Consider the following 25,263-nt stretch of genomic DNA (forward strand, 5'->3'; position numbering starts at 1 on the left):
GTAGACGTTGCTGAAGGTGGAGACGCTACAGCGGTTTTTATCCCGGGTTGAACGCAGCATAGCCACTGGCCGGAACCGGTTCGACCGAAACACCGTCGTCGAGGCGGATGATCCCGCTTTGTAACACCCGAGCGGTAATTCCGCCATGCCCGCGCACCGCTTGAAAGGTGCCGGGGCCGAGGTTGCTTTGCAGGCGCGCGCAGGGCTGACACCAGCCAGTGGTTTCGAATATTGCCTGACCGATGCGAAAGCGCCGACCCTTGAGACTAAACAGATTGATACCGCTGATGACCAGATTGCGCCGCAGGTCTTCAGGCTTGACCGGATGATCCTGTGACCGGCCCATCAACGCGCTGATCACGGCCAAGTGTTCGAACTGAATCAACGTCACCTGCCGCGCGTTGCGTACCCCAGGCCGAGCGTGATCGCCAGTCAGTCCGGCCTCCAGTCGTGCTTCCACCGCGTCGAGTTCGATCATTGGCCCGCGAGACTCGGGGCGCACGCCGATCCAGCGCACGCGCCCGGTCTGCGGGACGTCGGCAATCAACTGCTGCAGCGGCGTCACAGGCTGATTCCGACATCGAAGACGATGCTGCGACCGAGGTTGCTGCGCAGGAAATCCGGTGCATCAGGATGGGCGAACAGCACCCGGGCGAAGGTCGGCCCGACCAGCGACAGCGAGCGCCAGCCCTGACGCAGGTATTCGGTCGGCGGTGGGAAGTGGCTGTTGAGGTCCAGCACTTCGCGCTTGAGGCTGGCGAAGGCGATGATGTCCAGTTCGCCCAGATCCATGCCGCGTTCCTTGTAGTTGTGCGCTTTTTTGCGCAAGGTCGGCGCCAGCCGCAGCAAGAATTCATTGGCCGGGATCCGCCGTGGCTTGGCTTCACGGCGCACCAGTTGGCTGAGGGAAAATGCACTGCGCCGGCGTTGCAGTTCGTCGCGCCATTCGTCGTTGAGTCGGCGGCCTTCATCGAGCACGAAAAACACTTCGAAATTGGCATCGCGAAACAGCACGTCCGGCGGCTCGCCAGCAGGGGCAAACTCATCGGCGCGGTAAGGAATGTTCAAGCCTTGCAGCAGGCGCTGGCAGACCCAACGCTCACGCTCCCATTTGCGGGCATTGGACAGGAACGCGTTGGCTTGCTCGGCCGCGATGGTCAGCAGGCGTAAATAATCTGAGTCATCCATAAGCCCAAGCTTAGCGTTCAATTGCGACAAGCTGAAAGCACCACGCGGCAATGTGTGTCAGTGGGCGGTTGCAATGGGCGGTGTAGACTGAGGAAAACCGTCCATTAATGCCAAATCGAGGGGATGAACGTGAAATTTCGCTGGCTGCTGGTGTTGGCTGTGATTCCGCTGTGGGCCCAGGCGCTTGAAATCGGTGAGCGGCTGGCGCCCTGGACGTTGCTGGATCAATACGATCAGCCGTTCACCCTCGATAACCGCACCACGACGCTGCTGGTGGCGCGCGACATGGACGGCGCCAAGCTGATCAAGCAGGCGTTGAAAGACCAGCCAAAAGGCTATCTGGAGGCGCGCCACGCCGTGTTCGTCGCTGACATCCAGCGCATGCCGGCACTGATCGCGAAGATGTTCGCGGTTCCGGCGATGCGTGACTACAGCTATCGGGTCATGCTCGATCGTGAAGGCAGGGTGGCGTCGCGTTATCCCGGCGCCGAAGGTTCGGTGCTGTGGCTGCAACTCAAGGACGGCCGACTGCTCGAGCAGCATGAGTACACCGACGCGGCCCAACTGCACGAGGCACTGGAGAAGGCCCGCCCATGATCGGCGCCGAGTTGCTGTCACCGCAAAGCCTGACGGTCGGCTGGCTGATCTATCTGCCGGTGCTTATCTGGGCGATCTGTCGTGCGCCGTGGGTCGAGTTGTTCAGTGACAGTCGCCGTCAGCACCTGCTGTTCGGCACCGTGTTCGCCGTGTTTTTGCTGTGGATGGTGCGCAGGGATTTCGACACCGGGGTTTCTTATCACTTCATCGGCATGACCGCCGTGACACTTTTGCTGGACTGGCCGCTGGCGATTGTCGGCGGGCTGGTGGCGCAGATCGGGTTGGTGTTGCTCGGGCGTCAGGATCTGCTGGCGGTCGGGGTCAACGGTACGTTGCTGATCCTGTTGCCGGTGTTGATCACTGAGTGCGTGGCGATCATCGTCGAGCGTGCCCAGCCGCGAAATCCGTTCGTGTATATCTTCTGTTCCGGATTCTTTGCCGCAGCGTTGTCGGCCTTGTTGTGCCTGACGTTGAGCCTGAGCCTACTGTGGTACGACGGCCTGTTTGCCATGCCGGAATGGCTGGAAGACTTCATCGGCTACCTGTGGCTGCTGATCTTTCCAGAAGCGTTCATCAACGGCATGGTGATCAGCGCGCTGGTGGTGTTCAGTCCCGAGTGGCTGGAGACCTTCAATCGCACCCGCTACCTTTCGGCGCCGTGGAAGGACGACGATCCCAAGTCTTGATCCACATCAAATCCGTCAGCCTCGCGGCATTTCATGCTCAATCAAATCCTTTCAGGAGCAGCGGCATGAGTGTTTACGAGTGGGCGAGGCAGGAAACGCGGCAGAGTCTGGAGATGGCGCTGGAGGTCGGCTTCGATCCGGGCCTGAGTTTGCGCGCCTTGCTCAGCGCGGTGGTGCAACAGAGCAAGACGGTGCGCAACGCCGAAGACCTGGCCGACGAATTGCGCTTTCTCGCGGAAAACCTCGACGACGATCAGGACTACGGCTTCATGCGGCCCTGATCGCGATCAGTGACGCGGGTCGAAATCACCGGAGAACATTTCGTCTTCGGCATCCGGGGCGACCGGAATCTTGTGCTCTTCGGACGCCCAGGCGCCGAGGTCGATCAGCTTGCAGCGATCGGAGCAGAACGGGCGGAATTTGTTCTCTGGGGTGAATTCCACGGGGGCGCCGCAGGTTGGGCAGTCAACGGTTGGGATTGGGCTCATGCTTGGCCTCCGGATAAAGTCAGGTAAAAGTGATGCAGGCGCTCGACTTCGCTGTGCAGCCAGGCGAGGTCGCGGTCGTTGACCACCACATCGTCGGCACGGCTCAGGCGGTCTTCGCGGCTCGACTGGGCCTTGAGGATCGCCTGGACCTGCTGCTCGCTGGTCTGGTCGCGCTGCAAGGTGCGTTCGATCTGCAGTTGTTGCGGGGCATCGATCACCAGGATGCGCCGGGTCATCGCGTATTGCCCGGATTCGATCAGCAGCGGTGACACCAGGATCGCATAAGGCGATTTTGCCAGCGCCAGATGGTGAGCGATTTCCTCGGCGATCAACGGATGCAGCAGGGCTTCGAGCCAGCGGCGTTCTTCCGGCACTTCAAAGATCAACTTGCGCAGGGCCGCACGGTCCAGAGTGCCATCGGCTTGCAGGACGCCGGGCCCGAAGTGTTCGGCAATCTTCGCCAGCGCCGGACGCCCCGGCTCGACCACCCAGCGCGCTGCGTGATCAGCGTCGACCACATGGATCCCGAGATCGATGAAGTGCTGGGCCGCGGCGCTTTTGCCGCTGCCGATGCCGCCGGTCAGGCCGAGAATCCAGGGTTTTTGCACAGGGGTATTCATTTCAAACCGACAAACTGCCAATAGAAGTCGGTTATTTGACCACCCCAGAGCAAGGCAATCCAGCCGGCAATTGCCAGATACGGGCCGAAGGGCATCGGCGTCGAGGTTTTCTGCTCACGCAGCCGCAGCAGAATCACCCCGACAATCGCCCCCACCAGCGACGACAACAGAATCGTCAGCGGCAGAATCTGCCAGCCGCCCCAGGCCCCGAGCAGCGCCAGCAGCTTGAAATCGCCGTGGCCGATGCCGTCCTTGCCGGTCAGCAGCTTGAACAGCCAGAACACCGACCACAGCGCCATGTAGCCGGCCACCGCGCCCCACAGCGCGGCGTGTAGGGAGACGAACAGCCCGAAGCTGTTGACGATCAACCCCATCCACAACAATGGCAACACCAGCACATCGGGCAGCAATTGATGTTCGGTGTCGATCAGGCTCATCGCCAACAGACCCCAGGTGAGGACGATCAACAAGGCGGCCGGCCAGCCGAACCCCAGATGCCAGGCGACGAATGCCGAGAGCAAACCGCAAGCCAGTTCGGTCAGGGGATAACGTTTGCTGATCGGGGCGGCACACGCCGAACAGCGTCCACGCAGCAACAGGTAGCTGAGCAGCGGAATGTTTTCCCACGGCCGAATCCGGTGGCCGCAGTGCGGGCACTGGGAATGCGGCAGCATCAGGTTGTAGGTCGGCAGTGGCGTTTCGCTCGGCAGGCCGAGGACGTCCTGCGCCTGTTGGCGCCAATCGCGCTCGAGCATTTTCGGCAGACGCCAGACCAGCACGTTGAGGAAACTGCCCACCACCAGACCCAGCAGCAGGGCGGTGCACACAAAGGCCAGCGGATACAGACTGAAGAGTTGGTCGATAGGCATGTCAGATCGCTGAGCCGAGCTGGAAAATCGGCAGGTACATGGCCACGACCAACCCGCCGACGATGACCCCGAGCACCACCATGATGAACGGCTCCATCAGGCTGGTGAGGTTGTCGACCATGTTATCCACTTCGTCCTCATAAAAACCGGCGACCTTGTCGAGCATGTCATCCAGCGCGCCCGACTCCTCACCGATCGCGGTCATCTGTACCGCCATGTTCGGGAACACCCCGGTGCTGCGCATGGAAAAATTCAGCTGCATACCGGTGGCGACGTCCTGGCGGATACGCAGCACTGCACGTTTGAACACCACGTTGCCGGTGGCGCCGGCCACCGAATCCAGTGCCTCCACCAGCGGTACGCCAGCGGCGAAGGTGGTCGACAAGGTGCGGGCGAATCGCGCCACCGCCGATTTGTACATCAGCGTGCCCACCAGCGGCAGCTTCAGCAGCCAGGTGTCCTTGCGGTCGCGCAATGCCTGGGATGTCTTCAGCGCATGACGGATGCCGAACACCGCTGCAATCAGGGCGCCGAGCACCGCCCACCACCATTGCTGCATGAACTCGGAGATGCTGATCACCATCAGCGTGAAGGCCGGCAGTTCAGCGCCAAAACCGGAAAATACCGCCTGAAACTGCGGCACCACTTTCACCAGCAAAATCCCCGTGACGACCATCGCCACCAGCACCACGGCTGTGGGGTAAGTCATGGCTTTCTTGATCTTGGCCTTGAGCGCTTCGCTTTTTTCCTTATAGGTTGCGACCCGTTCGAGCAACGTATCGAGTGCACCGGATTGCTCGCCGGCATCCACCAGGTTGCAATACAGCTCATCGAAATACTGCGGCTTCTTGCGCAGGGCGGCGGCGAAGCTGTTGCCGGCCGCCACCTCTTGCTTCACGTCGTCCACCAGTTTGCGCATCGCCGGGTTGTCGAAGCCTTCGCCAATGATGTCGAACGACTGCAACAACGGCACGCCAGCCTTCATCATGGTTGCCATCTGCCGGGTGAACAGGGCGATGTCCTGGGCCTTGATGCGTTTGCCGAGGCTGAGCAAGGAGGTGGATTTCTTGCGCACCTTGCCCGGGTTGATGCCTTGTTTGCGCAGCTGGGCCTTGATCAGCGCAGGGTTCTGCCCGCTCAACTCGCCCGTGACCTTGCTGCCTTTGCGATCCGTGCCTTCCCAGGCGTAGATGCTGATTTTCGCTGCCTTGACCGCCATGTTCAGTCCTTGGTGACCCGGTTGATTTCTTCCAGGCTGGTGATGCCTTGCATGGCCTTGTGCAGGCCCGAGGTGCGCAGGTCGTCGAAGCCGTCGCGACGCATCTGGCTGTCGATTTCCAGCGAGTTGCCTTCGGCCATGATCAGCCGCTGCAGCTCGGAGGTGTTTTTCACCACTTCATAAATCCCCACGCGTCCCTTGTAGCCGCCGTTGCAGTGATCGCAACCGACCGGCTCGTAGATCGTGAAATTGCCGATCTGTTCCGGTGGGAAACCTTCCTTGATCAGCGTTTCGCGGGGGATTTCGATCGGTTTCTTGCAGTGGTTGCACAGCTTGCGCGCCAGGCGCTGAGCGATGATCAGGCTCACCGAGGTGGCGATGTTGAACCCGGGAATGCCCATGTTGTGCAGGCGGGTCAGGGTTTCGGCGGCGCTGTTGGTGTGCAGTGTGGACAGCACCAGGTGGCCGGTCTGTGCGGCCTTGATCGCGATTTCGGCAGTTTCCAGGTCGCGGATCTCGCCGACCATGATCACGTCCGGGTCCTGCCGCAGAAACGAACGCAGGGCCTGGGCAAAATCCAGCCCCTGCTTGGGATTGACGTTGACCTGGTTGATGCCTTCCATGTTGATTTCCACCGGGTCTTCGGCGGTGGAAATGTTGATGTCGACGGTGTTGAGAATATTCAGGCCGGTGTACAGCGATACGGTTTTCCCCGAACCCGTAGGCCCGGTTACCAGAATCATCCCTTGGGGCTGCTTGAGCGCGGCCATGTACAGTTCTTTCTGCACCGGTTCGTAACCCAATGCATCGATGCCGATCTGCGCGCTGGACGGGTCGAGGATCCGGATCACCACTTTTTCGCCCCACAGGGTCGGCAAAGTGTTGACCCGGAAGTCGATCGACTTGGTCTTCGACAGGCGCATCTTGATCCGCCCGTCCTGGGGTTTGCGGCGTTCCGAGATATCCAGGCTGGCCATGACCTTCAGGCGTGCGGCGATCCGCCCGGCCAACTGGATCGGCGGTTTGGCCACCTCGCGCAGGATACCGTCGGTGCGCACCCGCACCCGGAAGTTTTTCTCGTAGGGTTCGAAGTGCAGGTCGGAGGAGCCACTCTTGATCGCGTCGAGCAGCATCTTGTGCACGAAGCGCACGACCGGCGCATCGTCGGCGTCGAGCCCGCCGATGGCGTCTTGGCGGCTGTCGTCGACGGACTCGACATCCATGCCGTCGAGATCGACGTCGGCCATGTCCTCCAGACCGCTGGCGTGGGTGTCGAAAAATTTCTCGATGGCCTCGGTGAGCTTGTCGTCCTCCACCAGAATGGCTTCGGTGCTCAGCCCGGTGCTGAACTGAATGTCATTGATCGCTTGATGATTGCTCGGGTCGGAAATGCCCACGAACAGTTTGTTGCCACGGCGCCACAAGGGCAGGGCGTGGTGCTGGCGCACCAGTTTTTCACTGACCAGGCCTTTGGGCTGGGTTTCCTTGTCCAGGCAATTGAGGTCCATGAAGGCCATGCCGAAATGCTCTGAAGCGATCTCGGCCACCTGTGAGCTCTTCACCAGTTTGTTCTGCACCAGGTAGCTGACCAGCGACAGCCGATTGCGCTGCGCCTGTTGCCAGGCCTGCTGGGCGCTTTTTTCCGTAAGCAGTTCGGCCTGTACCAATTGCTTGGCCAGACCGCTCAGAGCGATGTCATTCATGGGAATTCCGGAAGCTGACAGTTCATGACTTATAGCCTAGTCAAGTGACAGCGCCAAACACCCTCGGTGCAGGTGACAAAAAGTGTCAGATAGTGCGGTTAGAGGTTGTAGGAAAGCGCGATATCACCCGTTTACGCCCAGCGCACGGGGTCTGCAGGCGGTTGGCATGGCCTATGCTGAGCCCTTTGCAGATCATGAGATTCCGACTCATGCATGGAGAGCCTGTCTATGAACAACCAAAAGGGTTTCACACTGATCGAGCTGCTGATCGTGGTGGCGATCATCGGCATTCTGGCGACCATCGCCCTGCCCCAATACTCCAAATACCAGGCCCGTTCGAAAGTGACAGCAGGTCTGGCAGAAATCAGCGCGCTCAAAGTGCCGTTTGAAGACACCATCAATCAAGGTACGGATCCGACGCTGACACTGGTGGCGGGCGGCGCTTCCGCGACCACGTCGAACTGCACACTGGCGGCCTCTGGGACGGCCTCGACCGGTGCCGGCACCATCACTTGCACACTGGTGAACGCACCGGGTCCGGTATTGGGTAAGACAATCACGCTTACCCGTTCGGGGGCTGCAACGGGCAGCACCTCTGGCGTGTGGACCTGCGCAACCACCGTCAACCCTGACTACTCGCCAAAAGGTTGCACTGCCAGCGGCACTTGATACGAGGGCCTGAATGGCAAATGCCCCGATCTTCGGGGCATTTTCATTTCCAGAGCAGTAAAAAAAGCTTCAATAATTTCAGCCATTTAGGAACTTTCCAAAAAACCGCAACTTGCATGTCGATAATCCACGTGTCATGCAAATTGCATGATTTCGAAAATTTATCTAATTCATAACTTATTGATTTATAACGATTTATTGTCTTTCGAAAAGTTGGCACAGCCTTCGCAATATACCCAGTAACCCTGCTGACAAGACAACCAGCAGACTTTCCAGAAAAACAGGAGTTACTCGTATGAAGAAGTTCGCTATCACTGCCGCTGCTGCTACCGCGCTGACCCTGACCATGGCTTCCGGTGCTTTCGCACAATCCACCCAGGCTACTCAGGCTCCAATGACTCTGGCTGCCGGTGAAATGACCAAGGCTAAAGAAGCTACTTCCGATACCTGGATCACTACCAAAGTCAAAAGCGACCTGGTAACCGAAAAAGGCATTCCTGGTACCGACATCAAAGTCGAAACCAACAAAGGTGTGGTTTCCCTGTCTTCTGACGTCGCTGTCACCGAAGCTCAGAAAACCACCGCTGTGAACATCACCAAGAAAATCAAAGGCGTCAAAGCGGTCTCCGCTGACGGCCTGAAAGCCGAGTAAGGCATGACTTCTCGCCTGGACCGGGAGAAGACGCGACAGACGGGCCGAGCAATACGTCTGCCGCAACTTTAGAGTTCATGCGAACGGTCACACGGATGTGACCATTACGGGCCCCGGCACTTGTGTCGGGGCCTGTTCTATTGGGTAGAAGCAAAAGATCGCAGCCTCCGGCAGCGTCTACAGTGGAATGCATTTCCCTGTAGGCGCTGCCGGAGGCTGCGATCTTTTGATCTTTCAGTTACCGCGCTTGCTGTTGATCTGCCGCAGGCGATTGCCTTCAAAGCGCAGGTATTGATACATGCCGTTGCTCGGGCCGTAGGTCCATTCCTCGACCTGAAATTCTTCTCGGCGGTTGGCGCTGCGCTTGTAGCCGAGGACATCGCGGCTGACCGGTTCGCCGCATTTCTGCAGCACTTCGCTGGCACGGTCGCCGAGACTGACCAGTTGGCTGCCACAGCGCAGCGTGTCGGAGGCCAGCGCAGGGCTGGCGGCGAGCAGCAGCGTCAAAGCCACCCGCCATTTGCGGTTCATCATTCGGCGTCCAGGTGCATTTGCGTCACGACCCGGCCATCGCTCTCGGCCTCGCCCAGATTGGCATCGATGAAGTACACCCGGTCATCGGCCAGTTGGCCCTTGTCGACGAGATAGTCCTTGATGCTGCTGGCGCGTTCCTGACCCAACTGGCGCAGCAGGACATCGCTGGAGCTCCAGAACTTGATCACGCCGTCACGCATTTTCGCCGTGCGTTCTTCCTTGCCCAGATCCTTCCATTCGGCCGGCGGCTGGGTTTTCAGACGCGTGCGGTAGATGCCTTCGAGCAACGGGCCTTTCTCGTTCTCCGGCACTTGCAGCAGGGAAGCCTGGGCCGGCACCTTGTCGCCACGGCGCTGGAGCATCTTGTAGTAGTTGTACTGGTATTCGCGCTCCAGACGCTGTTCGGCCAGCAGCGGACCGTCGCTGCTTTGCGCGGCGGTGCCTTCGATCTCCAGGCGCAGGGCCGGACGTTCCTTGAGCGCCTGGGACAGTTTGTCCAGCGCTGATTCGGCGTCTTTGCTCAGGTCGCTCGAACCTGGGGCAAAGGACACGGTGCCGAGGTCTTCAGAGCCGCCGCCACTGACCAGTCCGCCAATCAGCTTGAACGGCGCGGCAGCCGCTTTGACGATCAGATTGCGCAGGGTCTGCCAGACAATCGGCATTACGCTGAATTGCGGGTTGTTGAGGTCGCCGGTGACCGGCAATTCGATGGAAATCTTGCCATCGACGTCCTTGAGCAGGGCAATCGCCAGTTTCAACGGCAGGCTCACGGCATCCGGGCTGTCGACTTTCTCGCCGAGTTGCAGCTGCTCGACCACCACTTTGTTTTCAGCCTTCAACTGGCCCTTGGTGATCAGGTAGTGCAGGTCGAGATTGAGCCGACCCTTGCGGATGCGGTAGCCGGCGAATTTGCCGGAATACGGGGTGAGCGTGGTCAGTTCGACGCGTTTGAAACTGGTAGCGATATCGAGGCTGGCCATCGGGTCGAACGGATTGACAGCACCTTTGATGGTCACCGGCGCATAGCGGTCGACCTTGCCCTTGACGTCGACGCTGGCCGGTTTCGCCTGACGGCTGTCGATGGTGCCGATCTGGCCGTTGAGTTGCTGGATTGCCGTGGCGAAGTTCGGGGTCAGGCTGAAGTCGGCGAAGTTGGCCGAGCCGTCATTGATCGCGATACCGCCAATGTGAATGCCCAGCGGTTTCGAGTGATTGGCGGGTTTGGCCGCTGCCGTTTTCGCCCCGGAATCGGCAGGTTGCGGGATCAGCAAATCATCAATGTTGGTGGTGCGGTCATCGTTGATCATGAACCGCACATACGGCTGGAACAGGTTGACCTTGTCGATCGACACACTGTCACCGTGTTGATAGTTGATGCCTTCAACCACCACTTGCTGCCATTTGAGGAAGTCGCGGGTTTTCAGGGTGTCGAGGGTGTGCAGTTGATCGATCTGCGCGCGCCCGGTCACGCTGAGTACCAGTGGCTCGGTGCTCTTGAGGTTGACCTTGAGGTCACTGCCGAGCATGCCGCTGCGCAGTTCCAGGCGAATGAACGGATTGATGTAGGACTGCGCGACACGCAGGTCGATGTCCTGGGTCTTCACGTTGAGCTGGGCGGTAACCGGTGCGAGGTTGACCACGCCGTCGGCGTTGATCTTGCCTTGTTTGCCCAGACCGCTGTCGAGCCTGACCTTGAAAGGCGAACCGTTGAGGCTGTCGAAATCCTGCAGGTCGACATTCAGCGGCGTCACATCCAGCGCTACCGGCGGGTTGGCCGAACGGTCGGCGAGATGCACGGTGTAGTTGCGCAACTGCACATCCTTGAGCAGCACCTGCCAGGGCTTGCTCGGCGCGGCCGGCTCTTTCGGCGAGTCGGCGGCGGCCGGAGTGGTCTTGGGTTCGGCGGCGGCCTTGGCGGCAGGCTTCGAGGGTTGGCTGGCGAACAGTTTCTGCCAATCGAGCTGGCCGTCGGCTTCGAGCGCGGCCCAGGTTTCCAGTTTGTTGCTGCGGATCTTGCCGACCACTACCTGCTGTTTGGCCAGGTCCAGCGAGGTCTCGCTGACATCAAGGCGTTCGAGTCTGGCCAGCGGACGTCCGTCCGGCGCCTTGATTGCGAACGGCGCAATATTCACCGCGACGTTGTTCAGCAGCAGTTCGGTTTCTTTCGACAGATTCAGTTTGTACTCGGTGCTGAGGTTGATCACGCCGTCTTCGAGCACCAGTGGCAGCGCGTCACGCACATAGGGCCAGAAGGATTTCATCTTGCCGTCGGTGACTTTCAAGGTGCCTTCAGAGGTGAACGGGATCAGGCTGAAGTTGCCTTTCCAGTCGATCTGCCCACCGGCCGGGCCGGCAGCCACCAGGGTCATGTCGGCATTGTCTTCGGGCAGGGTGCTGAGGTTTTTCAGTTCGAAGTCGAGTTTGTCGTAAAGGAACTCGATTGGCTCACTCGGCCGGGCGTCCTGGAAATGCACGTTGCCGCCGGCCAGTTGGATGCGGTCGATGCGCAGCGGGAACGGTTTGGCATTCGGGTCGGCCGGGGTCGGCTCGCTGGCGGGAATCTTGAACAGACCGAGCAGATTGAGCTGGCCGTCCTTGGCGAAGAGAATTTCGGTCTTGGGCTTGTCCAGCTCGATATCGGCCAGGTGCAGTGCTTTGGTCCACAGGCTGTCGAGTTGCAGGTTGGCGTACAGCCGCTCGAAGCCGACCTGCTCCTTGCCCGGCTCACCGACGACCAGGCCCCACAGGGTGACTTCAAGGCTGAACGGATTGAGCTCGATGCGCTGGATGTGCGCAGGCACCGTGGCGTAGTTCGCCAGTTGCTGGTTGGCAATGCGCAGGGCAATGCCCGGCAAAATCAGAAACCCCAGCAAGCTGTAGAGGGCCAGAGCAGTCAACAAGGCGCCAATCGCGCGGATCAATCCTTTGGGCATGTGCGGCTTCATCTGTCTGAATCGGAGTGCCTTGGAGTATGGCACGCGATTCTGGTTCCGAAGTACCTCGTGGGGGGCAGGATTGTTCAGATTGTTCTGTAGGAACACATCCCGTGTGGGAGCGAGCCTGCTCGCGAAGGCGTTCTATCAGTCACCCTGTCTGGTGGCTGATACACCGCTTTCGCGAGCAGGCTCGCTCCCACAGTGGGCAGCTGTTAGCCGCAGAGGAGGGTTACAACTGCAGGATCAGGGTTTTCAGCGGTGGCTGTTGATCCAGCGACGGGAAGTCGGTGCCCGGGGTCATCACGCTCCAGTCGCGGACCGGGCGGCCGGCCTTCTCGGCGCAACGCAGCACCTGTTCACGCCAGTCGTCCATGCTGACTTTCGCCAGGTTGTTGCAGCAGATCAGCACGCCGTTGTCGGCGGTGGTCAGCAGCGCCGGTTTGAGCAGGCTTTGATAGTCGCGCAGCAGGTCGACGGTGCCGAACGCGCTCTTGGCCCAGGCCGGTGGATCGAGCAGCACCAGATCGTATTGGCGCTGTTCGAGGCGCTGATAGCTCGGCAGTTTCTGCCCGCGCCGCTGGCTGATCGGCAGCCCGGCGAGCTGACGGATCGCCGGGAAATAATCGGACTGGATAAATTGCATCTCGGGCAATTGCGGGTTGAGCAGGCCGTTCTCACGGCCGACCGCCAGATTGCCTTCGGCGAAATCCAGATTGCACACCTCGCGCGCCCCACCGGCAGCGGCACTCAGACCAACGCCGCAGGTGTAGGCAAAGAGGTTGAGCACGCGCTTGCCCTTGGCGTGATCCTTGACCCAGCCACGGGTGTTGCGCAGGTCGAGGAACAGCAGCGGATCCTGGCCGGCATGCCGCCCGCGCACGCGGTAGTTCAGGCCCCACTCATGACCGACCAGATCCACCAGCGCGGCGTCATCGGCTTTGTAGACATTGTCCTCACGGTCGATCCGCGAGTTGCCGCGAGAGCGGTCGTTGTAGACCAGCAGGGTGTCAAACCCCAGGGTCTGGTTGACCATGGTGTGCAGTTGCAGCAGGTCGTCACGCTCCAGGGTCTGGTGAAAACTCTGCACCAGCAATTGCGGGCCGTAGCGGTCGACGGTCAGGCCACCGGCGCCTTCCTGGCTGCCGTGGAACAGCCGATAGCAATCGGTGCCCTGGCTGTGCAGCTCAGCGAGTAGATCCTGGCGTTTATCGAGGGCGGCGCGCAGCGCCTGATTCAAGGAAGACATGCGTGCGCCTTGCTGGTGAGAATGGGGGCGCGGGAGTTTAGCAGCTTGGCGGGCAATCGAGTTGCGCCCTTCGCGAGCAGGTTCGCTCCCACACAGGATCTATGCTGCAAATCAAATCTGCTGTGGGAGCGAGCCTGCTCGCGAAGCTTTCAGGTCAGCAAACCCATCCGTCGTTTGGCTCGTTGCACCGAACCATTGCGCATCGCCCAGCGCAGCATCGGTGCACTGCGCTTGACGCTGGCGCGGATCAGCTGGCGTTGCAGCGAATTCTGCCGTATGCCGAACATGGCGCTGGCCCAGTCCGGCAACAGATCGATGCCGGCCTTCATCATCAGGTCGCCAAAAGGTCGGGCCAGCACGCTTGGGGCCGGGGCATCGAGCAGCAGGCGCAGGACTTCGCGGCTGCGCTCATCACAGAGCAGTTGCGGGCGCATGTGTAGCAGATAGTCGGCCACGGCCTGCCGCGACTTCGGCACATCCCGCGCACCCAGGCGCTCGGCGACCACGGCGATTTCTGCGTAGTAGCGATCCTGATCCGCCCCCGACAATTGCGGGTTGCGGTAACGCAGATGCGCGGCAAGAAAGTGACTGACCTCGGCTACGTGCACCCAGGTCAGCAGGTCCGGATCGCTGGCCGCATACGGTCGGCCGTCCGGCGCGATACCGACCACTTGCAGGTGAATGGTGCGCACTTTGTCGATCAGCCATTCGGCGTCGCGGCGCGAGCCGAACGTGGTGCCGGAAACAAACTGACTGGTGCGGCGCAAACGCCCGAGCATGTCCTGACGAAAGTTGGAATGATCCCAGACCCCGGCCAGCGCCAGCGGATGCAGGGCTTGCAGCAACAACGCGCTGATGCCGCCGATCAGCATGCTGCTGAAGTCGCCGTGCACTTGCCAACTGATCGAGTCGGGGCCGAACAGCCCGGGATCGCCCTTGGGGTTTTCCAGATCGAGTTGACCGAGGGACAGCCCGGTCAGGCTCATGAGTTGGTTTTCGATACGGCTGCGGATGAATTCCATGACAACTCATTGGTGATGAACGGGCGCGGCCGGGTGACCGCGCCACGGATGTTACTGATTGAGGCGCTTGTCGATCAAACCCTGCACCACGCTCGGATCGGCCAGGGTCGAGGTGTCACCGAGGCTGTCGAGTTCGTTACAGGCGATCTTGCGCAAGATGCGCCGCATGATCTTGCCTGAACGGGTTTTCGGCAAGGCCGGCGCCCACTGGATCAGGTCCGGTTTGGCGAAGCTGCCGATTTCCTTGCTGACATGGGCGAGCAACTCTTTCTTCAGGTCGTCGCTTGGCTCGACGCCGTTCATGGGGGTGACGAAGGCGTAGATGCCCTGGCCTTTGACGTCGTGCGGGTAACCGACCACGGCGGCCTCGGCGATGCTGTCGTGCAGCACCAGCGCACTTTCCACTTCGGCGGTGCCGATGCGGTGGCCGGACACGTTGATCACGTCATCGATGCGCCCGGTGATCCAGTAATCGCCGTCCTCGTCGCGGCGTGCGCCGTCGCCGGTGAAGTAATAGCCGGGGTAGGGTTTGAAATAGGTGTCGACCATCCGTTGCGGGTCGCCGTAGACGCTGCGGATCTGCGCCGGCCAACTCGACTTGATCGCCAGCACGCCGCTGCCGGCGCCTTTGATTTCCTTGCCGTGCTCGTCGAGCAACACCGGTTGCACGCCGAACATCGGCTGCGTGGCGCAACCCGGTTTGATCCGCTGGGCACTCACCAACGGGCTGAGCATGATGCCGCCGGTTTCGGTCTGCCACCAGGTATCGACGATCGGGCAGCGCTGTTCACCGACCACGTTGAAGTACCATTCCCACGCTTCCGGGTTGATCGGCTCACCGACACTGCCGAGCAGTCTGAGGCTTTGGCGCGACGTTTCCTGCAATGGCCCGGCACCTTCGCGCATCAGCGCGCGCAGGGCGGTCGGCGCGGTGTAGAAGATGTTGACGTGGTGTTTGTCGATCACCTGCCAGAAGCGCGAAGTGCTCGGGTAGCTCGGCACGCCTTCGAAAATCAGCGTGGTCGCGCCATTGGCCAGCGGGCCGTAGACGATGTAACTGTGGCCGGTGACCCAGCCGACGTCGGCGGTGCACCAGAACACTTCGCCCTCGCGGTAATCGAGCACGTACTTGAAGGTCATCGCCGCCTGCAGCAGGTAGCCGCCTGTGGTGTGCAGCACGCCCTTGGGTTTGCCGGTGCTGCCGGAGGTGTAGAGGATGAACAGCGGATCTTCGGCGTCCATCGGCTCCGGCGGGCAGTCGTCGCTGACGTCACGCACGGCCTGGTGATACCAGAGGTCACGGCCCTCGACCCAATCGACCTTGCCTTGGGTGCGTTCGACCACGACGACGGTGCTGACGTCCGGGCAACTGTGCGGGGCCTTGTCGACGTTTTGCTTGAGCGGTACGAATTTGCCGCCGCGCACGCCTTCATCGGCGGTGATCACCGTGCGGCAGTCGGCATCGAGGATACGGTCGCGCAAGGAGTCCGGGGAGAAGCCACCGAACACTACCGAGTGAATCGCGCCGATCCGCGCGCAGGCGAGCATCGCGTAGACCGCCTCGGGGATCATCGGCATGTAGATGCACACCCGGTCGCCTTTTTTCACGCCACGGCTTTTCAGGACGTTGGCCAGGCGGCAGACATGATGGTGGAGTTTTTTGTAAGTGATCTGCGCCGATTCGGCAGGGTCGTCGCCTTCCCAGAGAATCGCGGTCTGCTCGCCGCGTTGTGCGAGGTGGCGGTCGATGCAGTTGTAGCTGACGTTCAGTTGGCCGCCGGCAAACCAGGCCGCTTCACCGGTTTTCAGGTCGTAGCGCTGAACGGTCTGCCACGGCGTGCTCCAGTCGAGGAAGCGGGTGGCCTGTTCGGCCCAGAAGGTGCTGGGGTGTTCAATCGATTCGCGGTACAGGCGCTTGTAGTCGTCCTGACTCAACTGCGCAGCCCGGCGGACGGCATCGGCTTTGGGGAACGTGCTGATATCGAACATGACGGTTCCTTATTCTTGTTGTGCGACAGGAATAAAGATGCGCCGAGCGGCCTGGAGGTTCAAGTCATCCCTGAAACAACTGTGGGAGCGAGCCTGCTCGCGAATGCGCTGTATCAGCCACAAAGATGCTGAATGACACACCGAATTCGCGAGCAGGCTCGCTCCCACATGGGAAATGGCTTGCCCACAGGATTTGTGGGCAAGCCATTCACCTCACCCGCGGTGACGACCGCGGAAGTAGTTGATCAGGCCTTGGGTGGAAGCATCGTCAGCAACGGTTTCATCGCTGCCGACCAGACGGTTGTAAACGCCTTTGCCCAATTCCTTGCCCAGTTCCACGCCCCACTGGTCGAAGGCGTTGATGCCCCAGACCACGCTCTGCACGAACACTTTGTGCTCGTACATGGCGACCAGCGCGCCAAGACGACGCGGGCTGATGCGCTCGACCACAAGGGTGTTGCTCGGGCGGTTGCCCGGAATCACCTTGTGCGGCGCGAGTTTGCGCACCTGCTCTTCGCTCATGCCTTTTTCGCGCAGTTCGGCCTCGGCTTCCGGCAGGGTCTTGCCGAGCATCAGCGCCTGGCTCTGCGACAGGCAGTTGGCGTACAGCCACTGATGGTGATCGGAAACCGGGTTGAAGCTGACGATCGGCACGATGAAGTCGGCCGGGATCAGTTGGGTGCCCTGGTGCAGCAACTGGTGATACGCGTGTTGACCGTTGCAGCCGACGCCGCCCCAGATCACCGGGCCGGTATCGGTCGACACCGAGGTGCCGTCCTGACGCACGCTCTTGCCGTTGGATTCCATGTCCAACTGTTGCAAGTGCTTGGTGATGTTGCGCAGGTAGTGGTCGTACGGCAGGATCGCGTGGCTTTGCGCACCCCAGAAGTTGCCGTACCACACGCCGAGCAGGGCCAGCAGCACCGGCATGTTCTGTTCGAACGGTGCGCTCTGGAAATGCTGGTCCATGGTGAAGGCACCGGACAGCAGTTCCTTGAAGTTGGACATGCCGATGGCCAGGGCAATCGGCAGACCGATGGCCGACCACAGCGAGTAACGACCGCCGACCCAGTCCCACATCGGGAAGATGTTTTCTTCGCGGATGCCGAACGCAACGGCCGCCGCGTTGTTGCTCGATACCGCGATGAAGTGGCGATACAGCTCGGCTTCCGAACCACCCTGCGCCAGATACCAGGCGCGGGCGGCCTGAGCGTTTTTCAGGGTCTCGAGGGTGTTGAAGGATTTCGATGAAACGATGAACAGCGTGGTTTCGGCGCGCAGCTTCTGCGTCAGCTCGTGGAACTCACTGCCGTCGATGTTCGCCAGGTAATGGCAACGCACGCCTTTCTGCGCATAGGACAGCAATGCTTCGGAAACCAGCTCAGGGCCGAGGAACGAGCCACCGATGCCGATGTTGACCACGTCAGTGATCGGCTTCTCGGTGTAACCACGCCACAGACCGTCGTGGATGCGGCCAACCAGATCGGTGATCTGGTTCAGCACCTTGTGCACTTCCGGCATCACGTTGACGCCATTGACCGACAGCTTGTCGCCCACCGGGCGGCGCAGGGCGGTATGCAGCGCCGGGCGGCCTTCGGAGGCGTTGACGATTTCGCCGTCGAACAGCGCTTTGATCGCGCCTTTCAGATCGACTTCATTGGCCAGGCCCACCAGCAGGTTGCGGGTCTCGGCGTTGATCAGGTTCTTCGAATAATCGAGAAACAGGCCGCAGCTGCTGAGCGTGAATTGATTGAAGCGCTGCGGATCGGCGTTGAAGGCCTCGCGCATGCTGAAATCCTGCATGGCTTGGCGGTGATCTTTCAACGCCTGCCAGGCAGGCAGAGCGGTAACGTCATGAGGAGTGCGGTAGTACGCCATCGCTGCGGTTTTCCTTTTTACTTGAACGGCCTTTTGAACACAGAACAGACCGATACGCCCTGGTTGGGCGAGGGTCAAATGCGTCGACACGATTTTTCAACGCAGGGCGAATACAGTAAACCTCGCGCTGCGATCTGTCTTGACTTCTTCTGACCTGTTCCCTGTACTTTTTTAACATCAAGACCGGGAACGGGCCGACCAACGGAAGGGGAGTGGCGCGTCGAAGCGGCTCAGGCGAGCTGAACCGGAATCGCGTTGCTGGTGTGGCTGAGCTCATTGCCCGGTGCCATGTACAGCATGCGCGGCTTGAAATTGACCAGTTCCGCTTCGCTGTAATGGGCGTAGGCGCAAATGATCACGCGGTCGCCGACTTTGGCTTTATGCGCGGCTGCGCCGTTCACCGAAATCATCCGCGAACCTTCTTCGCCACGAATCGCGTAGGTGGTGAAGCGCTCGCCATTGTCGACGTTGTAAATCTGGATCTGCTCGTATTCACGAATGCCGGACAAGTCCAGCCACTCGCCATCAATGGCGCAGGAACCTTCGTAATCGAGTACCGCATGAGTGACTTCGGCGCGGTGCAGCTTGGCCTTGAGCATGATGGCTTGCATGAGGAATTTCCCGGGTTGGAAACGAACGGCGGGCAGTGTGCCCGAAGGCTTTGGGGGCGGCAATATGGTCTGTGTGGACACCAGAAACCAATGTGGGAGCGAGCCTGCTCGCGAAAGCGTCGGAACAGTCGACATCGTTGTCAACTGACAGATCGCATTCGCGAGCAGGCTCGCTCCCACAGGGGTATTGCGCTGTTTTTTTAAGCTGGGCTATCGAGATTCAGATGCAAGTTGTCGATCAACCGCGTGGTGCCGAGGAACGCGGCCACCAGAATCACCAGATCGCGGTCTTCAGCCGTCGCCGGACGCAAGGTCAGGGCGTGGCGGATTTCCAGATAGTCCGGGCGCAGGCCGGCAGCCTCCAGTTGTTGAATCTGAGCGGCGATCAGCGCCGGGTAGTTGCGCTCGCCGTGCTTGATCGACTCGGCGATTGCGCTCAGGGTCCGATAAACCACCGGGGCCACCGCACGCTGGTCTTCGCTGAGGAAACCGTTGCGCGATGACAGCGCCAGGCCGTCGGCGGCACGCACGGTCGGTTCGCCGATGATCTGGATCGGCATGTTCAAGTCATGCACCAACGCGCGGATCACCGCCAGTTGCTGGAAATCCTTCTGACCGAAGATCGCCAAGTCCGGCTGCACCATGTTGAACAGCTTGCTGACCACCGTCGCCACACCTTCGAAGTGCCCCGGACGGCTGGCGCCACACAGGCCTTCAGACAGTTGCGGCACGCTGACCCGGGTTTGCCCGGCCATGCCGTCGGGGTACATCTCTTCGACGGTCGGGGCGAACAGCAAATGGCAGCCGGCTTGCAGCAGCTTTTCCTGATCCGCCGCCAGGGTGCGCGGGTACTTGTCGAGGTCTTCGCCGGCGCCGAACTGCAGCGGGTTGACGAAGATGCTGGCAACCACGAAGTCCACGCGCTGTGTGGCTTTGGTGATCAACGCAATGTGACCGCTGTGCAGGTTGCCCATGGTCGGCACGAAGCCGATGCGCTTGCCTTCACTGCGGGCGCGGGCCACGGCGGCACGCAGTTCGCGTACGGTTTTGACAGTGTTCATGCAGAGAATCCGTGTTCGAGGCCAGGGAAAGTAACGCCTTTGACTTCGTTGACGTAGGCCTTCAGGGCGGACTGGATGCTGTCCTGACCCTGCATGAAGTTTTTGACGAATTTCGGTACGCGCCCCGTGATCGACAGGCCGAGCATGTCGTGCAGCACCAGTACCTGCCCGTCGGTATCGCTACCGGCGCCAATCCCGATGACCGGAATCTTCACGGCCTGGCTGATTTCCGCCGCCAGTTCGCTCGGCACGCATTCAAGCAGCAGCATGGCGGCGCCAGCCTGTTCCAGCGAGATCGCATCGGCACGCATCTGCCGCGCCTGGTTCTCGTTGCGGCCCTGCACTTTATAGCCGCCAAGAATGTTCACCGCCTGTGGGGTCAGGCCCATGTGTGCACAGACCGGCACACCGCGCTCGGCCAGCAGGCGGATCGACTCCGCCAGCCACAGCGCACCTTCGACCTTGATCATGTGCGCGCCGGCCTGCATCAGCGTGGCGCTGTTGGTCAGTGTTTGCTCGGTCGTGGCGTTGGCCATGAACGGCAGGTCAGCCAGGATCAGGGCGTCGGTGTTACCGCGTTTGACGCAAGCGGTGTGATAGGCCATTTCTGCGATGGTCACCGGCAAGGTGCTGTCGTGCCCTTGCAGAACCATGCCGAGGGAGTCGCCCACCAGCAGCACTTCGACACCGGCCTCGTTGCAGGCGTGGGCGAAGGTCGCGTCATAGCAGGTCAGCATGGTGATCTTTTCACCTTTCTGCTTGAGGCTCTGGAGCGTGGTCAGGGTGATGGCTGGCATGTAAAAAATCCTCGTTCAGGCGCTCTGGAAACTACTGCGAGTAACGCGCGTGATTCTTCGTCTACTCAGGCGCACGGTCTTTTGTCGTGCTTATAAGGCCTGGATTGCGCCCGTATGTGCCGGGTTGGCGGCAGCGGGACGCCTATAGTCGTGAGGAGAACCTAGGAAGTCAATTGCGTGTGTTACCGCATTGTTACGAGGGGAGTGTTACCGGCGTTACTGATGCGATTCAGCGGCACGGCGGGATTGATTGGGAGGTTTTTTGTCCGACAAAAATGGCAATGCTGCACGCACTCTATGTAGGAGCTGCCGAAGGCTGCGATCTTTTGATCCTGGTTTTTCAGAAACAAGATCAAGATCAAGATCAAGATCAAGATCAAGATCAAAAGATCGCAGCCTTCGGCAGCTCCTACACGGGATTTTTGTCAGGCGTGGGGAAGGCGTTCGAGGCCGACGAACGGGCAGGCGGCGAGCAGGTCAGCCAATGTGCGGCCATCGGCCAGGCGCAGATCCTTGGGTGCCAGTTCGGCCAGAGGATAGAGCACGAACGCACGCTCCTGAATCTGGTAGTGCGGGACTTTCAGGCGCGGCTCGTCGATCAGGCGATCGCCGAACAGCAGGATATCCAGATCCAGCGTACGCGGCCCCCAGCGCTCCAGGCGCTCCCGACCTTGATCGTTTTCGATGGCTTGCAGGGCATCGAGCAGGTCGAGCGGTGCGAGTTCGCTGTCGAGGGCGGCGACCGCGTTGGTGTAACGCGGTTGCCCCGGCAGCAGTGAATCGCTCTGATAGAACGCCGAAACACCAGCAAGGGAAGTCTGCGGCAATTGCCCCAGCGCATTGAGCGCGCTGCGCAATTGTTCGGCCGGGTCAGCGAGGTTGCTGCCCAGACCGATATAGATGCGTTCCATGCCTTATTCGCCCGTCGAGCTGGAAGCCCCGGCGCGCTTGCGCTTGGAACCACTGCTGCGGCGACGTTTACGTGGCGCACCGCTGGCGTCATCACCTTTGCCGCTGAGATCGCGGATCATGTCGCGACGTTCGCTGTCGTTGGCGTCCTGATAATCCGTCCACCATTCGCCCAGGCCGTCGGTTTCCTCGCCAGCGCTTTCACGCAGCAGCAGGAAGTCGTAACCGGCGCGGAAACGTGGATTGTCCAGCAGCAGGTCGGCGCGTTTGCCGCTGCGGCGTGGCAGACGTTCCTGCATGTCCCAGATCTCGCGGATCGGCATGGTGAAGCGCTTTGGAATGGCGATGCGCTGACACTGTTCGGCGATCAGCTCATGCGCGGCTTCCTGCATGGCCGGAATCGGCGGCATGCCACGCTCTTGCAGGCGCAATACGCGGGCCGGCAGGGCAGGCCACAGCAGGGCGGCAAACAGGAACGCCGGTGTGACCGGTTTGTTCTGTTTTATGCGCAGATCGGTGTTGGTCAGCGCTTCGCTGATCAACGTATGGGTGTATTCCGGGTTGTATTCCAGGGCGTCGGCACTGGCCGGGAACAGTGGGGCAAACAGTTGCAGATCGACCAGCATCTCGAAGGTGATCGCACCGTGGCCGGAGAGGAACAGCTTGAGCACTTCCTCGAACAGGCGGGCGGACGGGATCTCGCGCAACATCGGCGCCAGTTCGCGGATCGGCTGCACGGTGTGTTTTTCGATGCCGAAATTGAGCTTGGCGGCGAAACGCACGGCCCGCAGCATGCGTACCGGATCTTCCTGGTAACGCTGCTTCGGATCGCCGATCAAACGGATCAGGTGATTACGGATGTCGTGTACGCCGTTGGCGTAATCGAGAATGCGCTCGCTGACCGGATCGTAATACAGGGCGTTGATGGTGAAGTCGCGGCGTTGCGCGTCTTCTTCCAGGGTGCCGTAGACGTTGTCGCGCAGAATCCGCCCGCTCTCGTTACGCGAAGACTGGTTGCTGTCTTCGTCGTCTTCATTGACCGGGTGATTGGCGCGGAAGGTCGCGACTTCAATGATTTCGCGACCGAAATGGATATGCACCAGCTTGAAGCGGCGACCGATGATCCGCGCATTGCGGAATTCGGCTCGGACTTGCTCGGGGGTAGCGCTGGTGGCGACGTCGAAATCCTTGGGCGTGATGCCCAGGAGCATGTCACGCACGCAACCGCCGACCAGATAGGCCTGGTAACCGGCGCCCTGCAAGCGTTCGACGATATTCACCGCATAGCGGCTGAATTGCCCCTTTTGCAGCGAATGTTGGCCGCTGTTGAGCACTTCAGGAGTGCTGCGGATGTGTTGCGTACGACGCACGGGTGTTCGGAATGACTGGAACAGCTTCTTCAGCATGGGATGCACTGTTTGAAGGAATGTTCGGCCATACCAAAGAATGACCGCATGATGGGCGCAGATTCTAGCATTTAGTCGGGGGATGGTGTAGGACGCAGCAGATTTGCGCTGCAAGCCGCAGGCTACAGGCATCGGGCAGGGTCGAAACGGAGGTTTTTGCCGAAAGACAGAAACTACAAGGGGAGCCGAAGCTCCCCAAGAAGTAGTTGCGTGCTCTTTTTATTATTGATTCGGGCTTCTTGTTTTTGTTGAGTGCCCTCGCCATGAAGTTTTTCCTTCATGACCCTCCCAATCGGGAGCCAAGAGCAAACGGATTGCTTTGGTCGCTGTGTTGCAGTGATCTTGCGATCCAACCAGTACAGGCTCTGTCTTAGGACAGTTTTTGTTGTTCTCGGCCTGGTCGTGGGGCTAGCCCCAAATACAACGCCTCTCCAAAAGAATCAGTTAGCTGCGCCTCTCGCCGTCTTGTTTTTATTGTGCGTGAGTCGATTCGTCTTATTTTTATTGTCTTGTGCATTGCTTGTTATTGTTCTTGTACCAAACATATAGCAGGTGCCGTGCCAACTTTTGCCAAGCCCAATAAAACAAGGGGTTAGGTCGATATAACCGTTTTCTCGGGGCGAAAAAAAGCCGGGGTTTCGTTACCGATAACCCCGGCTTCTGTTACGTGAAAAAGCTGAGGTAACAGATTTTTCACGTCTTCAAGCGTTACCCGCACACTCGACAGGTAACGTTCAGCTCTCGCTGGTGACCCCGGTCTTGCGCCGTGGAATGCCCAGGCGCTGACGACGTTCCCACAGACACTTGCGGCTCACGCCCAGTTTGCGCGCCAGTTCGGTCTCGGTCATGTGATCCTGATGCTCAAGCACAAAGTGCTGGAAATAGTCTTCCAGCGACAGGTCTTCCGTCGGCTCATGGCTGCTGTTGCTGGCGTTGCCCACGGTTTGCGCGGGCAAGCCGATGAACTCGTCGTCTTCCAGGTCGCTCAACTCGATGTCGATGCCCAGCAGGTCGGCGGAGATTTCCGGGCTTTCGCTCAGGATCACCGCGCGCTCCACGGCATTTTCCAGCTCACGCACGTTACCCGGCCAGGAATAATGCCGGATGGCCTGTTCGGCATCGGCGGCAAATTTCAGGTCGGTACGGTTGATGCGCGCACTCTGGCGGGCGAGAAACGCCGTGGCGATTTCGTTGACGTCGGCGCCACGTTCACGCAGGGCCGGCAATTTCAGGGCAATCACGTGCAGGCGGTAATACAGGTCTTCACGGAACTGGCCGATTTTCGCCAGGCTCTTGAGGTCACGGTGGGTCGCGGCGATCAAACGCACATCGACCTTTTGCGACTGCACCGAACCCACGCGGCGAATTTCGCCTTCCTGCAGCACGCGCAGCAGACGGGCCTGGGCTTCCAGCGGCAGTTCGCCGATCTCGTCGAGGAACAGCGTGCCGCCGTCCGCCGCTTCCACCAGACCGGCGCGCCCGGCGCTGGCGCCAGTGAACGCGCCTTTTTCGTGGCCGAACAGTTCGGACTCGATCAGGCTTTCCGGGATAGCCGCGCAGTTCACCGAAATCATCGGTGCCTTGGCACGCTTGGACAGGTTGTGCAGGGCGCGGGCCACCAGTTCTTTACCGGTGCCGGACTCGCCCTGGATCAGGACATTGGAATCGGTCGGTGCGACCTTGCGGATCTTGCTGTACAGATCCTGCATCGGCGGGCACGAGCCAATGATGCCGATCTCGCCGTTGCTGTTGTCGACAGACGACTTGCCGCTGCCATTGGCTGCTTTGCCGGCAGGCACTTCGCTGGCGGCAGGCGCCGACTGGTGATCACGCAGGATCCGCGCAACCGCCTGAAGCATTTCATCGTGATCGAAAGGTTTGGCGATGTAGTCCACCGCGCCCATCTTCATCGAGTCGACCGCCGAGCGCAGGCTGGCGTAGCTGGTCATGATCAGCACCGGTTTACCCTGGCCAAGCTTGATCAGCTCGGTGCCGGGGGCGCCAGGCAGGCGCAGGTCGCTGACGATCAGATCGAATGTGGGAATACTGAAGCGTTCTTGTGCTTCCTGCACTGAACCGGCTTCGCTGACCTGGTACTGGTTGCGTTCCAGCAGGCGGCGCAAGGCGGAGCGGATAATGGTTTCGTCTTCGACGATCAAAATGTGCGGCATTGATTCGATACT

General features: G+C 60.3%; 24 protein-coding genes. 5 read left to right on the top strand and 19 right to left on the bottom strand.

Annotated elements, in window-relative coordinates; all coding sequences use genetic code 11:
- Positions 1-37: 37 nt before the first annotated feature.
- Both ACM6HV_RS05525 and ACM6HV_RS05530 read right to left on the bottom strand, forming a co-directional pair.
- A complete protein-coding gene (locus ACM6HV_RS05525; protein ID WP_414903712.1) occupies positions 38-565 on the bottom strand; it encodes an MOSC domain-containing protein in 528 nt (175 codons plus the stop codon).
- Positions 562-1,188 carry a DUF1780 domain-containing protein gene (locus ACM6HV_RS05530; RefSeq protein ID WP_003228301.1) on the bottom strand — a complete coding sequence of 209 codons (627 nt, stop codon included), beginning with the start codon at positions 1,186-1,188 and terminating at the stop codon, positions 562-564. The genes ACM6HV_RS05525 and ACM6HV_RS05530 overlap by 4 nt, the downstream gene beginning before the upstream one ends.
- Before the next feature lie 129 nt (positions 1,189-1,317).
- Here ACM6HV_RS05530 and ACM6HV_RS05535 point away from each other — a divergent pair, with 129 nt between their 5' ends.
- The 3 genes from ACM6HV_RS05535 to ACM6HV_RS05545 all read left to right on the top strand — a co-directional run bounded on the left by ACM6HV_RS05535 (position 1,318) and on the right by ACM6HV_RS05545 (position 2,752).
- Positions 1,318-1,785 carry an FAD/FMN-containing dehydrogenase gene (locus ACM6HV_RS05535; protein ID WP_086793092.1) on the top strand — a complete coding sequence of 156 codons (468 nt, stop codon included), beginning with the start codon at positions 1,318-1,320 and terminating at the stop codon, positions 1,783-1,785.
- Positions 1,782-2,471: an energy-coupling factor ABC transporter permease gene (locus ACM6HV_RS05540; RefSeq protein ID WP_108183834.1), complete on the top strand. Its 690-nt coding sequence runs from the start codon at positions 1,782-1,784 to the stop codon at positions 2,469-2,471. Before ACM6HV_RS05535 ends, ACM6HV_RS05540 begins: the two co-directional genes overlap by 4 nt.
- 65 nt (positions 2,472-2,536) lie before the next feature.
- Positions 2,537-2,752 carry a hypothetical protein gene (locus ACM6HV_RS05545; RefSeq protein WP_041065358.1) on the top strand — a complete coding sequence of 72 codons (216 nt, stop codon included), beginning with the start codon at positions 2,537-2,539 and terminating at the stop codon, positions 2,750-2,752.
- A gap of 6 nt (positions 2,753-2,758) precedes the next feature.
- Here the strand turns inward: ACM6HV_RS05545 and yacG are convergent, their stop codons facing one another.
- From yacG to pilB, 5 genes are read right to left on the bottom strand one after another with little or no spacing between them, the layout of a single operon-like run.
- Positions 2,759-2,959 carry a DNA gyrase inhibitor YacG gene (gene yacG, locus ACM6HV_RS05550; protein ID WP_007963861.1) on the bottom strand — a complete coding sequence of 67 codons (201 nt, stop codon included), beginning with the start codon at positions 2,957-2,959 and terminating at the stop codon, positions 2,759-2,761.
- Positions 2,956-3,579, bottom strand: a complete 624-nt coding sequence (gene coaE / locus ACM6HV_RS05555) for a dephospho-CoA kinase (RefSeq protein ID WP_414903713.1) — start codon at positions 3,577-3,579, stop codon at positions 2,956-2,958. Before coaE ends, yacG begins: the two co-directional genes overlap by 4 nt.
- The gene (locus ACM6HV_RS05560; protein WP_414903714.1) at positions 3,576-4,448 is read right to left on the bottom strand and encodes a prepilin peptidase; all 873 of its coding nucleotides are present in this window, start codon (positions 4,446-4,448) and stop codon (positions 3,576-3,578) included. The genes coaE and ACM6HV_RS05560 overlap by 4 nt, the downstream gene beginning before the upstream one ends.
- A 1-nt stretch (position 4,449) precedes the next feature.
- On the bottom strand, positions 4,450-5,667 hold the full coding sequence (locus ACM6HV_RS05565) for a type II secretion system F family protein (RefSeq protein WP_414903715.1): 1,218 nt from the start codon (positions 5,665-5,667) through the stop codon (positions 4,450-4,452).
- A 2-nt stretch (positions 5,668-5,669) separates the two neighbouring features.
- A complete protein-coding gene (gene pilB / locus ACM6HV_RS05570; protein WP_414903716.1) occupies positions 5,670-7,370 on the bottom strand; it encodes a type IV-A pilus assembly ATPase PilB in 1,701 nt (566 codons plus the stop codon).
- A 228-nt stretch (positions 7,371-7,598) separates the two neighbouring features.
- On the opposite strand from pilB, the gene ACM6HV_RS05575 reads away from it, so the two are divergent.
- Positions 7,599-8,039: a pilin gene (locus ACM6HV_RS05575; protein ID WP_041065372.1), complete on the top strand. Its 441-nt coding sequence runs from the start codon at positions 7,599-7,601 to the stop codon at positions 8,037-8,039.
- Positions 8,040-8,334: 295 nt separating this feature from the next.
- Complete coding sequence (locus ACM6HV_RS05580) at positions 8,335-8,691, top strand: BON domain-containing protein (protein WP_007963876.1); 357 nt, start codon at positions 8,335-8,337, stop codon at positions 8,689-8,691.
- A 234-nt stretch (positions 8,692-8,925) separates the two neighbouring features.
- Here the strand turns inward: ACM6HV_RS05580 and ACM6HV_RS05585 are convergent, their stop codons facing one another.
- From ACM6HV_RS05585 to ACM6HV_RS05640, 12 genes are all read right to left on the bottom strand, one after another.
- Complete coding sequence (locus ACM6HV_RS05585; protein WP_041065375.1) at positions 8,926-9,222, bottom strand: DUF2845 domain-containing protein; 297 nt, start codon at positions 9,220-9,222, stop codon at positions 8,926-8,928.
- Positions 9,222-12,170 (bottom strand): DUF748 domain-containing protein, encoded by a 2,949-nt coding sequence (locus tag ACM6HV_RS05590; protein ID WP_414903717.1) that lies wholly within the window; start codon positions 12,168-12,170, stop codon positions 9,222-9,224. The genes ACM6HV_RS05585 and ACM6HV_RS05590 overlap by 1 nt, the downstream gene beginning before the upstream one ends.
- A gap of 220 nt (positions 12,171-12,390) precedes the next feature.
- Positions 12,391-13,407, bottom strand: coding sequence for a class I SAM-dependent rRNA methyltransferase (locus ACM6HV_RS05595; protein WP_414903718.1), 1,017 nt, complete (start codon positions 13,405-13,407; stop codon positions 12,391-12,393).
- A 149-nt stretch (positions 13,408-13,556) separates the two neighbouring features.
- Positions 13,557-14,429, bottom strand: coding sequence for an oxygenase MpaB family protein (locus ACM6HV_RS05600; protein WP_414903719.1), 873 nt, complete (start codon positions 14,427-14,429; stop codon positions 13,557-13,559).
- 51 nt (positions 14,430-14,480) lie between these two features.
- Positions 14,481-16,418 (bottom strand): acetate--CoA ligase, encoded by a 1,938-nt coding sequence (acs, locus tag ACM6HV_RS05605; RefSeq protein WP_414903720.1) that lies wholly within the window; start codon positions 16,416-16,418, stop codon positions 14,481-14,483.
- A 213-nt stretch (positions 16,419-16,631) separates the two neighbouring features.
- Positions 16,632-18,296: a glucose-6-phosphate isomerase gene (gene pgi, locus ACM6HV_RS05610; protein ID WP_047296605.1), complete on the bottom strand. Its 1,665-nt coding sequence runs from the start codon at positions 18,294-18,296 to the stop codon at positions 16,632-16,634.
- Positions 18,297-18,526: 230 nt separating this feature from the next.
- The gene (gene panD, locus ACM6HV_RS05615) at positions 18,527-18,907 is read right to left on the bottom strand and encodes an aspartate 1-decarboxylase (RefSeq protein ID WP_041065393.1); all 381 of its coding nucleotides are present in this window, start codon (positions 18,905-18,907) and stop codon (positions 18,527-18,529) included.
- Between the two features lie 200 nt (positions 18,908-19,107).
- Positions 19,108-19,968: a pantoate--beta-alanine ligase gene (panC, locus tag ACM6HV_RS05620; protein ID WP_414903721.1), complete on the bottom strand. Its 861-nt coding sequence runs from the start codon at positions 19,966-19,968 to the stop codon at positions 19,108-19,110.
- A complete protein-coding gene (gene panB / locus ACM6HV_RS05625) occupies positions 19,965-20,765 on the bottom strand; it encodes a 3-methyl-2-oxobutanoate hydroxymethyltransferase (RefSeq protein ID WP_414903722.1) in 801 nt (266 codons plus the stop codon). Before panB ends, panC begins: the two co-directional genes overlap by 4 nt.
- 425 nt (positions 20,766-21,190) lie before the next feature.
- A complete protein-coding gene (gene folK, locus ACM6HV_RS05630; RefSeq protein WP_414903723.1) occupies positions 21,191-21,676 on the bottom strand; it encodes a 2-amino-4-hydroxy-6-hydroxymethyldihydropteridine diphosphokinase in 486 nt (161 codons plus the stop codon).
- A gap of 3 nt (positions 21,677-21,679) precedes the next feature.
- A complete protein-coding gene (locus ACM6HV_RS05635; protein WP_414903724.1) occupies positions 21,680-23,080 on the bottom strand; it encodes a polynucleotide adenylyltransferase PcnB in 1,401 nt (466 codons plus the stop codon).
- 734 nt (positions 23,081-23,814) lie between these two features.
- A complete protein-coding gene (locus ACM6HV_RS05640) occupies positions 23,815-25,251 on the bottom strand; it encodes a sigma-54-dependent transcriptional regulator (protein ID WP_414903725.1) in 1,437 nt (478 codons plus the stop codon).
- Between the last annotated feature and the right edge of the window lie 12 nt (positions 25,252-25,263).

Origin of the sequence: Pseudomonas sp. IT-P260, assembly GCF_949768395.1 — a bacterium.
Lineage (GTDB): Bacteria > Pseudomonadota > Gammaproteobacteria > Pseudomonadales > Pseudomonadaceae > Aquipseudomonas > Aquipseudomonas parakoreensis.